Source organism: Cupriavidus necator (assembly GCF_016127575.1).
Taxonomy (GTDB): Bacteria; Pseudomonadota; Gammaproteobacteria; order Burkholderiales; family Burkholderiaceae; genus Cupriavidus; species Cupriavidus necator_D.
This window is the reverse complement of record NZ_CP066018.1, coordinates 2,429,213-2,443,883: the sequence shown is the minus strand read 5'-3', so window position 1 is coordinate 2,443,883 and position 14,671 is coordinate 2,429,213. Positions and strand designations below refer to the sequence as shown.

The following is a 14,671-nucleotide window of genomic DNA, read 5'->3' as shown; positions in this document are numbered from 1 at the left end:
ACTACGCAAGCTTCTCGACGATTCTCTTGCCCTCGCGGATGGCGTAGTTCGTGCCTCGATCCTCTGGATAGATCTGCGCCATGGTAGATATCCATCCGTTTTCGTAGGGCGTCTCCTCGCTGGGTACATACTCCGAATACTGTCTCTCGGTAACCGGCTGTGCGTACATCGAACGCCACACACGGTGTTCGACAATCCAGGAGCGGTCCATCTTCGGGAACATGCGCTTCAGGTGCTCAAACGCGAAGTCAACATATTGCTCATCGGTGTAGCCCCACACCGGATCCTCGACCGCAAGATATCGCGACAGGTACGCAATATGAGAACCCTGATAGTTCTCCGGCTTGTCGAAGTTGGTGTGTTCAATTACCCCGACAAAAGGAAAGCCGGGGTCATTCACGTTCAGCCAATAGGTTTCCGAAAGGCTCTGATTAAGGCGCAGCACCAGGCAAACGTTGCCCAGGTAGCGTACCCGGCGAAGACGGGCCAGCCACTCGGGCGGGGCTGTGCCTTCAAACATGTCGGCAATAATCGGGAAAGACGGCGTGAAGAGATACTGTTTCCCCTTCAGTTCGCCTTGCTCGGTCTCCAGGCCCGTGATTTTCTTGCCGTCGGCAAGAACACCATTTACCTTGTTCTTAAACGTGACCTCGCCGCCGGCCCGTTCGATTGCCGCGACCATCGCCTCCGCCAACCGGCCAAAGCCCCCCTTGAAGTAGGCGAGTTCCTCGCCGCCCTTGTCATTCCTGGTGCTGCCACGCAGTACCAGCTTCTTCCACATCCAGACAGCGTTGACTGCTTCCGCATAAACGGAAAACTTCGACGAAATAAGAGGCTCCCAGACGATCCGATAGACGGTCTTCCCGCAGATCGGCTCCAGCCATTCACGGATGCTCAGATGCTCGATAGTCTTCCAGTCCTTGATCCGACGGACCTGGAATACGAGCAAGCCAAGGCGGATCCGGTCGATGAACGATAGCGCCTTGAACTTCAGCAGGTCGAGCGGGGTCGACAGCTTCCACATGCGCCCGTTGAAGTACATGCCGGTGCGGGTAGGAAGAAGAATCACATCCCCCTCCATGCCGAGTTCCTTCACCAGTTCCGGGACGTAGACGTCATTGTTGAACCAGTGGTGATAGAACTTCTCCAGCTTGACGCCATCGGCGAATTCGAACGTTCCGGCCAGTCCACCCGGGGTAGCATCGGCCTCGACGACATGAACCTTCTTTCCCTGCTTGGCAAGGGCATAAGCTGCCGTCAGCCCGGTAAAGCCGGCACCGACCACAACGACATCGTAATTACTCATGGTTTACCACTCAATTAATCTTCAATTCGGGATTCGGTCCGGAGCGGATTGCCCTGAACAGTGACGGGCGCATCCAGATTGCCACTGCGCCGGCAAGGGTGGTGGGCAGCCATAACGCTAGATGGACCAGTACGGCATAGCTTCCTGCTTGCGCGGACGTACCACCGAGCAGCGAGACCGCCGTGAAGGCAGCCAGATGAAACGGACCGATATAGCCAGGCGATGAGGGCACCAGCGTCGAGAGGGTTGCGATCGCCATCACCACCACAGCAAGGGCCGGATTTGCATCAAATCCGAAACCCCGTAATACGAAATAGAACAGACCCGATTCGCCGGCCCAGACCAGCATCGAGACTGCAACGACAGTCAATAGCACACGCGGCCTCGACATCGCCTCGAAACTCCGCAGCAAGCTGGCCAGTATCAGCAGGGCTCGCGAAAAACTTGCCGATGGCCGCGATGCCGCATTCCCCTGCGCGAACTTCTGACAAAGGTTGGCCAGTCTTCCGCTGAATAGAAAACCGGCAATCAGGATGACGCCGCCGCCAATGGCGATGCCGACGACCGATTCAGCCAGCATGCCCGGCAAGCGCGTACCCTGACTCGCCACCAGCCCGATCGCAAGACAGCCCAGCAGCGTCATGAGATCGATCAGGCGCTCCATCAACAGACTGCTAGCGGCCGTGGTCTTGCTGATTCCCATGGCATTGGGAAACACGAAAGCACGGATCAAATCACCCAGCCGCAACGGCAGCACGTTATTCAAGGCAATCGAGCCAAGAAACGGCGTGGCACAGTTCCGCCACTTAGCGTCGGCACCCGCGGCACGTAGCATCAGCGACCAGCGCAGAATCCTGAGCCCGTAGCCCAGACTCAGTGATGCAATGCCAAGCGTGAGAAACGGCCAATGAAAATGCTCGAGTGCCTTGACGACTTCGCCAACATCGACCTGCCTGGCAATGATGAACAGACAGACGAGGGTGATCGCCCCTCCCACCAGTTGCTTTATCCAGTCACGCCTTCCTTTCCCGCCTTCCGTCATCGCTATTCCCAAATGCGCCAGGGCGCCTTCCGCTTGTTCCAGAGGCTCTCCAGTTCGCGCTTATCGCGCAGCGTGTCACACGGCTGCCAGAATCCGGTGTGCTGAAAGGCGGCAAGCTGACCGTCTTTGGCGAGATTCATTAGCGGCGCCGCTTCCCATGAAGTCGCATCGTCTTCGATATAGCGAACGACCGACGGCTCCAGGACGAAGAATCCACCATTGATCCAGCCGATTTCGTCACGAGGCTTCTCCTCGAAACTAGAGACATTCTGGTTGGCATCCAGATTGAGCACGCCAAAACGGCCAGGAGGTTGAACCGCGGCAACGGTTGCAAGCTTTCCATGCCGCCGGTGGAACTGCAGCTCCGCCGTAATATCGATATTGGACAAACCATCTCCGTAGGTCAGGCAGAAGGTATCGTTGCCCAGATGACTTGCCACACGTTTCAGCCGCCCGCCGGTCATCGTCTCGGAGCCGGTGTCGACCAGCGTGATGCGCCAGTCCTCGGACTGGCTGTTCAGGATCTGGTGATCGCCGGTCTTGAGGTCGATCTGCATATCGGCCATGTGCCGATAGTAGTTGAAGAAGAATTCCTTGATCACATAGCCCTTGTAGCCCAGGCAAATGATGAAGTCCTTGATGCCATGATGCGCGTAGATCTTCATGATGTGCCAGAGCAGTGGCCGCCCGCCCACCTCCACCATCGGCTTCGGCTTGGTATCCGATTCCTCGGCAATTCGAGTCCCGAGACCGCCGGCAAGAATGACTGCCTTCATCGATTTCCCCCTAGAGTTTGAGTTCAGACCTGGAAAAGTTGATGCTTTGCTCGATAATGGCGATCGGCTCGGCACGCAGCACCAGATATATTCTCAGGATATATTCCCCGATAATACCGAGCAGAAACGCATTCAACCCGATACCAAACAGGACAAGAACGTGAATGCTTGCCAGTCCGCGTGGCAGTTCCGGATGAAACAGGCGAAGCACGACATAGTACAGAGCACCCAGGAAGCTGGCCGCCAGGATGACAGCGCCCAGAAACGAGGCAGCGCGCAGCGGTGCGGTGGAGTGGTTGAAGACCGCAGTCAGTCCCAGCCGGACCAACCGCGATACATTGAACTTGCTCTCCCCCGCTACCCGCGCATCGCGATCATAGGGAATGCCGGTCTGATTGAATCCAAGACCGGCAATCATGCCACGCAGGTAAGGACTGGACGTCCGGATTCCCGACAGGGCCTCGATCACCTTCCGGTCGATCAGGCGAAAATCACCCACATCGCGCGGAATCGGGTGCTCGCTGATCTTGTCGATGACCCAATAGCCAAGGCGCCTGAAATTGTTCAGCAGCCATCCTTCAGGGCGCTTTTTGCGAATCCCATAGACTACATGGTATCCCTGTTGCCAGAGTTCGAAGAACGATTCCAGCAATTCCGGCGGATCCTGCAGATCCGCATCAATCTGCATGACCGCATCGCCACGGGTGTGGAGATAATTTGCAAAAATGGAGCGCTGGAAGCCGTAGTTCTTGGAGAAGCGGATTGCCTTTACACGTGGATCGGTGGCTGCCAGTCGCTTCAGGATATCCCACGTATCGTCATCCGAGTGGTTATCGGAAAATACGAATTCGAGATCGCACCGGTCGCGCATCTTCTCGGCAACCGCTGTCAGGCGAGCGTACAGCGCATTAATATTCCCGGCCTCATTCAGAACCGGGATGGAAATCGAAATCAGCGGCCTGCGCTCTGCCATCACTTGTTCCGCTGCCGTCATCACGCCACCTCCCAGCCTAGGGAGCAGGCTTTCAGATAGTCCACAACCGAGGGAAGCGTTTCACGAAAGCGAATATTCTGCAACGACTTCGGGCGCTCGAAAAACGTCTGGTAGTTCTCGTCGCCGGGGTCGGGCAAAGCACCGATGCGCAGCAGCGACTCCGCATCGAAGCTACGGAAGACGTGCGTTGCCAGATCCTTCAGCCGTACCGGCTGACCGTGACTCAGGTCGATCACGCCGCTTGACCGCTGCTCGACCAGTGTTGCAATCGCCCGAACTTCGTCCTCGATGTGATGGTATTCCCTCAACTGATTCCCCGGCGACATCTCGAAAGGCGTTTGCTGCCGCAGGGCCTGGCAAATCTGGCCGAGAAACATGAAGGGACTGGGCTGTCCGATGCCATAGAGGGTGTGCACCCTGAGATGAGCAAGCCGGTCAGCGCGCTCCGCCACGTATTGGCCCAGCATAGCCTTGCTGTGGATGTATGGGTTCTGGTTGGCAATCAGCTTTTCCATCACCGTACCGAACGTCACCACCCGCATGCCTGCCTGGGCCGTCCCCTCGATCAGGTGCTTTGGCAGCAGGAAATTGACTCTAAGATGGTCTTCGCCGGAAATCTTCGGATCGAGAATCCCCGCCGCAATGAATATTGTGCTGTCGACACCGGACCACTGCTCGAAATAACGTGAAATGGCAGCCTGGGAGCCATCCTGCCACCAATCCCGGTAGCACTGGCGATCGACGACAACCACATTGTCTTCTCGATACAAGGCGGTCAATGCCTGACCTAGACGGCCGCCCGCTCCAATAACGAATTTCATTCCTTGATACCCTCGCGCCACGAATTGATCTGCCGCTCGGTGATGGCTCGCGCCGACTCCGGATTCGCGTAAAACTCGCGGTACCAACTGGCAGTTTCGCTGACGACGCGAGCGGTATCCCAGACTGGCAGCCAGCCCAGTGCATTCCTGGCCAGCGAGCTATCGAGGGCGAGGGCCCCTGCTTCTGGCAAAGGGTTGTCCAGATACTCCAGTGCCGGTCGTTTCCAGTGCTGGCTCATCAACTCCAGCACATCGCGCACAGAATATTGCCTGATGTCCTGCGGTCCGAGATTCCAGGCTCGCGCGAATCGTCCTGGCTGATCGGATATCAGCCCCGCCATCAGGACTAGGTATCCATATACGAGGGCAAGGACGTGCTGCCATGGCCGGGTAGCGTCCGGATACCGCAAGGTCAAGGTTTCCCCGGCAACTACGGCACGGACAAAGTCCGGAACCAGGCGGTCTTCGGACCAGTCTCCACCGCCGATAATATTGCCGCCTCGCGCGATGGCGATGGCGGGCCCCCGGTTTTCAGACCAGGGATAGGACGCCGCATAGCTCTGTATCACCATCTCGGCCGCGGCCTTCGACGCGCTATACGGGTCCTTGCCGCCGAGCGGATCGTTCTCGCGGTACGGCCATGGCCACTCCCGGTTCAGATACACCTTGTCCGTCGTGATGCACAGCACGCCGCGGACACTTTTTACGGCACGTGCCGCCTCCAGAACGTTGGCAGTGCCCTGGGCATTGACCGCAAACGTCGACAGCGGCTCACGGTAGGACCGGCGCACCAAAGGCTGGGCCGCCAGATGCAGGATCAGCTCCGGCTCAAAGGCGCGGACCGCCTCTGCCAGGCTGGGATAGTCGCAGATATCGCCGAAGACGGTCGGGATTTGCTGGTCAACGCCGAGGCACTGAAACAGAGAGGGCGTCGTATCCGGCGGCAGGGCAAAGCCGGCTACGTTCGCGCCAATGGCTTGCAGCCATACGCTGGCCCAGCCTCCGGTAAAACCGGTGTGTCCGGTGACGAATACCTTCCTGCCGGACAGCGCTTTTTCAAAATTAAGTAGGCTATTCATCTCAGTAGGTTATTCAATCTCTTGTGCCGGAAAATGCTGCTCTAGTTGCCTGCTCAATCAGCGGCTTCCAGCAGGGATTCGACTAGTCGAATTACTAATAGTGGCCAGGCGCGGTCACTGGCAACACAGCCCAAACCTGTCATTGTCGCGCCAGGTCGGCGTAGAGTTCGGCGTAGGCATCCGCCATGCGCTTGGCGGTAAAAAGTGTATCAAATCTCTCTTTCGCCTTGCTACCCATCGCCTCCGCGAGAGCTGGCGATGCTGTCAGGATTTGCATTGCCTCCCGGAACGAACTCACATCACCGGGTGGCACTACAATGCCGGTCTCGCCATTGATATTTACAAAGCTGCTGCCTGTCCCGATTTCCGACGATATCATCGGCTTGCCGAGCATCGCACCTTCCAACAGGGTGACCCCGAAAGCCTCGGATCTAAGGTGCGACGGAAATACCACACACCCGCACAAATGGAGCAATGCCATCTTGTCCGCTTCCGGCAGGGCGCCCAGAAAATGCACATTTGTAAGGCGCAATCGGTTCGCCTGCTCGCGCAGGGCTTTCTCGATAGGACCCGCCCCCACGATGGCAACCCTGAGGTCGGTGCCCTTCAAGGCATCCAGCAGGATGTGCAACCCCTTGTAGTAGCGAATGACGCCGACAAAGAGGAAAAATCCCTCACCCAGCTTGCCGCGCCAGTGTTCCATCAAACGCTCGTCAGGCTTCGGGTAACTTTGCTCATCCACGCCGATAGGAATGATGCTGACCTTGTCCTGATACTTCGCCAAAACGTCGCTCGTGCCCAAATAATTCGGCGAAGTGGCCACAATGGCTCGCATTTGGCCCAGAAAGCGATGCATCAGCGGCTGATAGAGCTTCAGCAGCGTGCGCTGCCGCACGATATCGGAATGATAAGTGACCAGCGCGGGCTTCCCCGGCCTCACGAGCGTATGCAGCAGATCGCCGTATGGCCAGGGAAAATGATAGTGGATCATGTCGGCCCAATCGCACTGCCGCTTGAACAACTGCATCGCGGACCACGACATCGGCGTGGAGGCGACATCGATGCTAACCTGCGCGCGATAGACTGCGGTCGCCCCGTCATGGATAACCGGCTTGTTCCTCGCATTCCTGCTTAACGTGAAGATGCGACATTCCATGCCCTGCGCCTCGACGCCAAGGCAGATCTGCCGGATGACCTGCTCCACGCCCCCAAAGGAGTCGGGAAAATAGGTCTTGAATACGTGGAGAACGCGCATGTCAATTCAATCTGTCAGACGAGACGTCGATAGACATCCATGGTCGCACGTGCTGTCTTCTCCCATGAAAGCTCAAGCGCCCGTTTGCGACCCTGCTCGATACACCGCGTTCGCAATCCAGCATCCTCTCCCAGTCTGATCATGGCAGAGGTCAGTTCCTCCACCGATAGCGGATCGACCTCGACGGCCGCCCCACCGGCCACTTCGGGCAAGCAGGAGCTGTTCGAAGCAATCACTGGAACTCCACACGCGAATGCTTCTAGCAGCGGCAGGCCAAAGCCCTCATACAGCGACGGAAACACAAATACACCAGCTTGTGCATAGATGGCGCGCAGGGTTTCCTGGCTTGACACGGTATCCAGCCACAGCACGCGCTCGCCGGCTGCTTGTGCTGCACGGATCGCCGCCACGTCGGCCTCGCAACGCCAGCCTTCACGCCCGACGATGACCAGCTGACGGTCGCGACGAACGCTGGCGGGCAGCGCGAGATAGGCGTGCAGGATGCGCCCGACATTCTTGCGCGGCTGCAAGGTGCCGACAAAAAGATAATAGCCGGGGACGAGCCTGTATAGCGTCATCGCAGCGTCGATGCTCGCGCGGTCCACCGGCGCGAGCCAGTGACGGTCAACCCCGCACGGGACCACCGAAATCCTGCTTTCATCGATGCCGAAGTACTCGGTCAGGTCGCTCACCGCCGCCTTCGAATGCGCGATGACATGATCCGCGAGCCGGCCGGATTGGCGGATCTGCCAGTTCTTCAGACGCCGCAGCCGGGATGAAGTCCATTGGGGAAACCGCAATGGAACGGCATCGTGCAAGGTCGCGACGACGGGGCAATCCATGCGAGCGACGCGATAATCGGTGGCATGATAGACAGCGATCCGGCTGGCCACATGCAATTGCACGCCGAGAGCACTCATCATCGCCTGCTGTCCGAACGAGCGCGAAAACCGTATCGCTTGCGCCGGCGCCCGCGCCGCGGTGCCATTCTCCGAGTACACGCATGGGACAACCGCACAGTCCAGCTGTGCCAGCTCGCGTGCGAGCGCTGCTGTGTAGACGCTGATTCCGTCCCCGCCGCGATAGAGCGGCCCGGAACTAAGCCCCACCTTCAGAATACTCATCCTTCGAACATCCAGCGCAACGTCTGTTCGAACGACGGACGCTGCAGCCCGGGCACCAGCGCGTCCAGCCTCTCGGTAGACCCGATCAGCAGCTTGACTTCGTTAGCACGCACGAAGGCTGGATTGACTCGGACTTCGATCGACTGTCCCGCAATTCCCCCCATCGCGGCAATGATCTCGCCCAGCGAGTACGGCTTGCCACTACAGATATTGACCACCTCGCCGGCCGCCTCGCCTTCGAGTAATGCGCGATAGGCGTCGGCGACCATCCGCACGTCAGAGAAATCGCGTGCGACATCGAGATTGCCCAGTTCGATGAAGGCAGCGCCACGCTTGAAATGCGACACGATCTTTGGCACGAGGAAATGATCCGCCTGTCCCCGGCCGGTGTAATTGAACGGTCGGGTGATGACGATGGGCAGCCGGTCAAACCAGGTCCGCACCATAAATTCCATCGCTACCTTACTGGTCGCGTAGTGGTTCACCGGCTGCGGCGCCTGTTGCTCAGTGATGATCCCTTCATAAGCATTGCCGTAGATGTTGGCACTGCTTGCGATGAGGATCTTGCGCGGCTGATGCCCGACGTCCGCGCAGGCCTGCAACAGATTGGTCGTACCCAGCACATTGACCCGGTAGAACGCTTCCGTGTCGGCGTGCGCCACGAAGCTGATCGCGGCGAGATGAGCGATATAGTCGGGACGGTGCTGATCTATCACCCGACGGCATTGTTCAAGATCCGTGATGTCGAGTACGACTTCGCCAGATGTGGATTCGCTGGGACGCGCACACGTCCCCACGATGTCGAACCCGCCAGCGCACAGAGCATCCCTGAGATACCTGCCGGTGAATCCATGCACCCCGGTAATCAGCGCTGCTCGCGGCGTTGCCTCAGAACGAGAAGCCAATCTGATTTCTCCGAAGGTCCGCTTCAACCATCATCTGGCACAGCTCTTCGAGCGTCGTGTTGGGCTGCCAGCCAAGCTTCTCCTTAGCCCTGGCCGCATTCCCGATGAGCAGCTCGACTTCGGCCGGACGATAGAACTTGGGATTGATACGCACCACCACCTTGCCAGTGGCCGTATCGAGGCCGACTTCGTCCTCGGCCTTGCCCTTCCATTCCAGCGACATGCCGGCGGCCTTGAACGCCATCGTCACAAAATCACGAACGGTCTCCGTACGGTTGGTCGCAAGCACGAACGTGTCCGGCTCATCGGCCTGAAGCATGCGCCACATCCCTTCCACATACTCCTTGGCGAAACCCCAGTCGCGCTTGGCGTCAAGGTTGCCAAGCTCGAGGACATCGAGCTTGCCCAGTTTGATCTTTGCAACAGAATCCGTGATTTTCCGCGTCACGAACTCACGACCGCGCAGCGGCGATTCGTGATTGAACAGAATCCCGCTCGAGCCAAAAATGCCATAGGACTCGCGGTAGTTCACCGTGATCCAGTGCGCATAGAGCTTGGCAACGCCATACGGACTGCGCGGGTAGAACGGTGTCGACTCGGTCTGGGGGATCGCCTGGACCTTGCCGAACATTTCCGAAGTCGACGCCTGATAGAAACGGATCTTCGGATTGACGATGCGGATGGCCTCAAGCAGGTTCACCGCACCGATGCCGGTGATCTCCGCCGTGGTCACGGGCTGTTCGAAAGAGACGCCAACGAAACTCTGCGCCGCCAGGTTGTAGACTTCGGTAGCGCCACTGGTCTGGAGCAACCGGATGCAGGTGCTCAAGTCCGTCAGATCGAATTCGACCAGGTGGAGATTGGGGTGATTGGTCACACCCAGTTCGTCCATACGCCAGAAATTCACCGAGCTGGTACGGCGATAGGTGCCATAGACCGTGTAACCCTTTTCGAGCAAGAGTTCGGTGAGATACGCTCCGTCCTGACCGGTCACCCCGGTGATTACTGCTACGCGCTGATTCATCCTTCTGTTCCTGATGAAGAGTTAAGACTGTGTCGCTGGCTGGCCGGCGTTCCGCTGCCACCGATACCATCCGGATAGAGCTTGCAAGCCAATTGTTGGGCGCTCTCGCGCCAAGTGATGGGGCGAATCTTACCTGCTAACGCCTGTCGCTCGTCCCTGCTCATTGCGGCGATGCGAGCGGCCGCCTCCGCCAGCGACGACGGATTGTCCAAGCTGAAGAAAATCGCGCCTTCACCTCCGACCTCTCTGAAAACCGGAATGTCGCTCGCCAGCACCGGAACGCGGTGCATGGCGGCCTCCACGATGGGCAGGCCATAGCCTTCGATGGTGGAAGCAGCGATCAGCGCCGTGGCGCCCGCATAGCAACGGTTGATCTCCGCATCGGTGAAATCGTCGATCACGAACAGCCGTTTGCCGTTCATAGGGTGATTGCGGATCCTGTCCATCAGCGCTTCGACATGCCAGCCTTCCTTGCCCGCTAGGCACAGGCGGGCGTCTCCGCCGGCAGCCCAGATCTGTTCGAAGGCATCGAGAACGAAACCGTGGCCCTTGCGCGGTTCGATGGTCCCGACCATCAGATAAGTGGGGGAGCTCCGGTCTTCCATCAGCGCCAGCACCGCTGGCCGGATGCCCGCGTCGCTCTCATCGTCGATCAGGTCGGCACCCAGGTTCCAGTGTTCCAGCACGAGCGGTCTCGGTGGCTGCAGGCCCTGTGCCTCAATGTATTCGCTTACGCTTTGCTTTACCGCCTGCGAAATGCAGATCAGCATGTCGCTCTGCATGGCCGCCATCCGCAGCCAGTTATTGAAAACAGAAACCAGACCGGGTCTGCAGTACTCCGGATGCAGAGCCGGAATCAGGTCATAGACGACCGAGACAATGCGGCCGCCAAACTGCCTGACTTCATCAAAGACTGGCAGAAACTGCTCATACTGCTCCCACGACGAATCGATCATGAGCAGCACATCGCCCGGGTGGATCTCGACGCACGCATCACCGTAGGCGTCGGACGGCAGATTGAAAATCGATGGGACCACGTCCCTGGCACGCACCAGCCCGCCGTCCTTGATCTGGACGATCTCCACGGGCGGCGTCTCGCCACCCAAGCAGAGCTCCCGCGCCATATTGCGGACCACGCGCTGGATGCCGCTGCGTGCATCGGATCTGGCTAATTGCGAAACGTCGATCAGCAGGCGCGGCTGACGATTCAGACGCATGTTGCGGCCAGCACAGGCAGACAGGCGGTCAATCAGCAACCCGTCGGGAGTCGGCATCTTCTGCAGGGTGTCTGCCAGTTCGTCGACGAGGCGTTGCATTGACATATGGAACGCGGCGTCGATCACCCTTCCGAGATTCTCCTGCGCGCCGTGCCCGGCTTCCAGTGTCGCGATGGGCGGGCACCACGTGCAGGAATACCGGTTGAGCAGCCGCCGCGCCGCATCATCATTCTCGACGACCATGTAGAGGCTGCTCGCTGCCACATCATGCAGCGGCGGCACGCCATTAATAGCGGAGCCCTCGGTGTCCGCTGGAGAAGTCAGCAGCGAGCGAACCCCTATTTCCGGATACGTCTCTTCAAGCCCCGCGCTGCCGAGCAAGAGCACGCCCGGATTGGTACGCATCTGCTGCAGCAGATGCTCCGGCGGCCTCGCCTGCAAGGAAAAATACAGGGGCAGGCCATTGCTCAACGCCACCGCGGATTCCTCCGGGTAGCACGTCTGCGGCGCGTCAACGTCGCCCGGCTGTTCGATTCGAACGTCTGCAGGCAGGAGTCCCGCGATCTGGCCCAAGCTTGGGAAGCTGCCCTCCGTTCCGTTGGAGCGCGCGGCGCGCGCGTCAGCCATCTGAAGTACCTGATTCCCGTGCGCCCGCGACAGCGGCATGGTGGCCTCGAATGCCTCCCATGCCTTCCTGCCGGTGGCATCCCAGCTAAATGTGGCTGCCCGCTCAGGGCCAAACGCCTTCAGTTCCTGCCGCAGGCGTGCATCCGTCAGTACTCTCTCCAGCGTCGCCTTAATGGAGTCGGGGTCTTTCGCATCGAACATGATATCTGCCCGGCCCAGCACTTCCGGGATCGATGAATTGTCCGCCGCGATAACCGGCGCGCCGCAAGCCATGGCTTCCAGGACCGGCAGGCCAAACCCTTCATAGAGTGAAGGGAAGACAAAGGCCGCGCACTGTTGATAGAGGGCCACAAGCTCAGTGTCATCAACGTGACCGGTGACGACGATGTCGTCGGTTTTCAGGCCCAGCCTTTGCGCGTCGCGCCAGAATGCGTGCTTGTCACCGACCTGATTTACGACAAGTTGATGCCCGCTGCGCAACGATTCAGGCAAGCGTGCATAGGCCTGCAACATGCCGGCCAGGTTCTTGCGGTAATCGGCGTTGCCCGTGTAGAGCACAAACGGCCTTTGGATCCCCAGGCGGGACAAGTCCTTGGGCTTCTCACCTGCGGTCAGAGTACGAAAACGTTCGTCCGCCGCGCCGCCGATCACGGCCACGCGGGCGGGGTCCAGGCCGAGGTGCTCGATGGCATCGCTGCGTGTTGCCTCCGAAATCGCGAGCAGCAGATCGAAGCTCTTCAGGGCTTGCAGCCGTTCCGTGTACCAGGCCTTGAAGGACGGAGACGTATTCAGGTACTGCTCGGGAAACAGCCAGGGTATGAGGTCATACAGCACCGCGGCACGCAGGCTCGAACCGACGCGCGTCCTCGGATCCGGCACGACGCCATCCTGGGCCCAGTCTTCGAACGGGCTCATGCAAAGCACGACGTCCGGGGCCAGTGTGCGATACGCCCCGCTGACCAAGTCGTCGGCAAGCTGTCGCTGCTCAGGCGTGCAGGCGCCGAATGGCGCACCGGAGTGGGCATATGTCGCGAAATGTCCGGCACCAAGCAAAGGCGAAAGCTCAGTGCGAAGCGCATCGTAGGCTTCGCCATATTGCGCGTCCGCCAAGGCGTAGAGCTGATGGCCGCCTTTGACGCGTGCCAGGGCTTGCGTGAACGCCAGCGTGTACCGTCCAATCCCGCGTAGCCGCGAAATTGTCTGACAGGGGAACAGATCGACCAGCAGACGCATCAGAAGCTGCCTCCCACCATATTGCGCTTGCCTGCCAGTCGTTTGGTGAGGGCAGCCTTGAACAGGAGCGCCTCCTCCGAAAGGCGAGGCGCGACAGGGGCAGCGGGCGTTTCAACAATCACCCCGCGGATGCGACGCATCAGCCAGTCCCAGGGCCCCGGGAATCGAGCAGCGACCCGCCTCAGAATCGGACGCAGCCAGACCTGGTCAAGCACGATCGGCACGGCCTTCCTGATCACGATCTTCAGTCCCGACTTCATGCTGGACTTCGGTCGCGCAAGTGCGCGCAGTGCACGCATTGCCATGCGCATCGGCGCAGTGATACGCCAGGAAGTGCTGGCGTGGATCGCCTCCAGGCGTGCAAGAAGCGCTCTTCGCTCCATTGCCCCGCGCTCCAGCTCCGTCGAGAACAGTTCCGTCTTCTGCGCAAGCTCGCCTTCCAGCCGCGCTAGGCTGAGCTCGGATTCGCCGAGGCGCTGCTCTTGACGCGCGGCCTGGTCGATCAGGCGATCCATGGCCGGCCTGAGATGAGCTCGCTCGATATGGCGACCTGCCGTGACCATGCGATCGATGACAAAGTCGTCGAGGACATTCGGCGGTGTGGCGAGTTTCTGCCGCAAGCTTTCATGCTCCTCGGCAACGTAAAAGCGGTTCAGGCCGTCGAAATAGGCAAAGCGATACCCATTGGCCAGCAAGGAAGGTTCCCACAGGGCATAGTTTTCCTCAGTGCTGTTCGGCCGTGTCGCCTCCACCACTAGCACCCACGGTCGCCACGCACGCAGATCGAGCCCCTTGAGTACGCTTGCTTCCGCACCCTCGACATCGATCTTGAGAAAATGGATCGTACGATTGCTCGCGTATCGCTCCAGGAGCGCCGAGAGGGTTTCCACCTCGACCTCCTGCGATATCACCTTCATGCCACTGGCCCGGTAAGCGGCGGCAATCGCTTCATCCAGCGTGGACAGGCCGCGTACTGGCACTGAGTGGAATTGCAGCGACCCCTGCGATTCCCCGACAGCGACGGCCAGGTTCGTGTCCCGCGGCCGCGCCTCACAAAGACGCCGCCAGAATCCCCGTTCGGGCTCGATATTGATACCCGACCATCCGCGCTCGTAGAAGAGCCTCGTTACGGAGTCATCGTCAGGATCGTTCGCACCGACATCCACATAGAAACCCGTGGGCACATCCCTGAAGGCGCGCCAGAGTATGACATCCTCAAAATTCTGAGCGTACGAAGTGATGGTCATCAAACTAGATTCGGAGATAGG

The 14,671-nt window shown here is 59.3% G+C and carries 12 protein-coding genes; all 12 read right to left on the bottom strand.

Going from position 1 to position 14,671, the window contains the following annotated elements; all coding sequences use genetic code 11:
• Window position 1: 1 nt before the first annotated feature.
• The 12 genes from I6H87_RS11390 to I6H87_RS11335 all read right to left on the bottom strand — a co-directional run bounded on the left by I6H87_RS11390 (window position 2) and on the right by I6H87_RS11335 (window position 14,650).
• Complete coding sequence (locus I6H87_RS11390; RefSeq protein ID WP_011615888.1) at window positions 2-1,306, bottom strand: NAD(P)/FAD-dependent oxidoreductase; 1,305 nt, start codon at window positions 1,304-1,306, stop codon at window positions 2-4.
• A gap of 10 nt (window positions 1,307-1,316) precedes the next feature.
• On the bottom strand, window positions 1,317-2,348 hold the full coding sequence (locus tag I6H87_RS11385) for a lysylphosphatidylglycerol synthase transmembrane domain-containing protein (RefSeq protein WP_011615889.1): 1,032 nt from the start codon (window positions 2,346-2,348) through the stop codon (window positions 1,317-1,319).
• A 2-nt stretch (window positions 2,349-2,350) separates the two neighbouring features.
• On the bottom strand, window positions 2,351-3,124 hold the full coding sequence (gene rfbF, locus I6H87_RS11380; RefSeq protein ID WP_011615890.1) for a glucose-1-phosphate cytidylyltransferase: 774 nt from the start codon (window positions 3,122-3,124) through the stop codon (window positions 2,351-2,353).
• A 10-nt stretch (window positions 3,125-3,134) separates the two neighbouring features.
• Window positions 3,135-4,118: a glycosyltransferase family 2 protein gene (locus I6H87_RS11375; RefSeq protein WP_011615891.1), complete on the bottom strand. Its 984-nt coding sequence runs from the start codon at window positions 4,116-4,118 to the stop codon at window positions 3,135-3,137.
• The gene (locus tag I6H87_RS11370) at window positions 4,118-4,939 is read right to left on the bottom strand and encodes an NAD-dependent epimerase/dehydratase family protein (protein WP_011615892.1); all 822 of its coding nucleotides are present in this window, start codon (window positions 4,937-4,939) and stop codon (window positions 4,118-4,120) included. The genes I6H87_RS11375 and I6H87_RS11370 overlap by 1 nt, the downstream gene beginning before the upstream one ends.
• Window positions 4,936-6,018, bottom strand: a complete 1,083-nt coding sequence (gene rfbG, locus I6H87_RS11365) for a CDP-glucose 4,6-dehydratase (protein WP_011615893.1) — start codon at window positions 6,016-6,018, stop codon at window positions 4,936-4,938. Before rfbG ends, I6H87_RS11370 begins: the two co-directional genes overlap by 4 nt.
• Window positions 6,019-6,157: 139 nt before the next feature.
• On the bottom strand, window positions 6,158-7,273 hold the full coding sequence (locus tag I6H87_RS11360; RefSeq protein ID WP_041687490.1) for a glycosyltransferase family 4 protein: 1,116 nt from the start codon (window positions 7,271-7,273) through the stop codon (window positions 6,158-6,160).
• A gap of 14 nt (window positions 7,274-7,287) precedes the next feature.
• Window positions 7,288-8,397 (bottom strand): glycosyltransferase family 4 protein, encoded by a 1,110-nt coding sequence (locus I6H87_RS11355; RefSeq protein ID WP_011615895.1) that lies wholly within the window; start codon window positions 8,395-8,397, stop codon window positions 7,288-7,290.
• Entirely contained in the window at window positions 8,394-9,302 is a 909-nt protein-coding gene (locus I6H87_RS11350; RefSeq protein ID WP_051398491.1) for a GDP-mannose 4,6-dehydratase, read from the bottom strand. Before I6H87_RS11350 ends, I6H87_RS11355 begins: the two co-directional genes overlap by 4 nt.
• Window positions 9,286-10,326, bottom strand: a complete 1,041-nt coding sequence (gene gmd / locus I6H87_RS11345; RefSeq protein ID WP_011615897.1) for a GDP-mannose 4,6-dehydratase — start codon at window positions 10,324-10,326, stop codon at window positions 9,286-9,288. Before gmd ends, I6H87_RS11350 begins: the two co-directional genes overlap by 17 nt.
• The gene (locus I6H87_RS11340) at window positions 10,323-13,403 is read right to left on the bottom strand and encodes a glycosyltransferase family 4 protein (RefSeq protein WP_011615898.1); all 3,081 of its coding nucleotides are present in this window, start codon (window positions 13,401-13,403) and stop codon (window positions 10,323-10,325) included. Before I6H87_RS11340 ends, gmd begins: the two co-directional genes overlap by 4 nt.
• On the bottom strand, window positions 13,403-14,650 hold the full coding sequence (locus I6H87_RS11335) for an FkbM family methyltransferase (protein ID WP_051398492.1): 1,248 nt from the start codon (window positions 14,648-14,650) through the stop codon (window positions 13,403-13,405). Before I6H87_RS11335 ends, I6H87_RS11340 begins: the two co-directional genes overlap by 1 nt.
• Window positions 14,651-14,671 lie beyond the last annotated feature (21 nt).

Excerpts from the sequence above, each read along its gene's own strand:
- I6H87_RS11390 (WP_011615888.1), bottom strand. The coding sequence starts at position 1,306 with ATGAGTAATTACGATGTCGTTGTGGTCGGTGCCGGCTTTACCGGGCTG.
- I6H87_RS11360 (WP_041687490.1), bottom strand. The coding sequence starts at position 7,273 with ATGCGCGTTCTCCACGTATTCAAGACCTATTTTCCCGACTCCTTTGGG.
- rfbG (WP_011615893.1), bottom strand. The coding sequence starts at position 6,018 with ATGAATAGCCTACTTAATTTTGAAAAAGCGCTGTCCGGCAGGAAGGTA.
- I6H87_RS11340 (WP_011615898.1), bottom strand. The coding sequence starts at position 13,403 with ATGCGTCTGCTGGTCGATCTGTTCCCCTGTCAGACAATTTCGCGGCTA.
- I6H87_RS11335 (WP_051398492.1), bottom strand. The coding sequence starts at position 14,650 with ATGACCATCACTTCGTACGCTCAGAATTTTGAGGATGTCATACTCTGG.
- rfbF (WP_011615890.1), bottom strand. The coding sequence starts at position 3,124 with ATGAAGGCAGTCATTCTTGCCGGCGGTCTCGGGACTCGAATTGCCGAG.
- gmd (WP_011615897.1), bottom strand. The coding sequence starts at position 10,326 with ATGAATCAGCGCGTAGCAGTAATCACCGGGGTGACCGGTCAGGACGGA.
- I6H87_RS11355 (WP_011615895.1), bottom strand. The coding sequence starts at position 8,397 with ATGAGTATTCTGAAGGTGGGGCTTAGTTCCGGGCCGCTCTATCGCGGC.
- I6H87_RS11370 (WP_011615892.1), bottom strand. The coding sequence starts at position 4,939 with ATGAAATTCGTTATTGGAGCGGGCGGCCGTCTAGGTCAGGCATTGACC.
- I6H87_RS11375 (WP_011615891.1), bottom strand. The coding sequence starts at position 4,118 with ATGACGGCAGCGGAACAAGTGATGGCAGAGCGCAGGCCGCTGATTTCG.
- I6H87_RS11385 (WP_011615889.1), bottom strand. The coding sequence starts at position 2,348 with ATGACGGAAGGCGGGAAAGGAAGGCGTGACTGGATAAAGCAACTGGTG.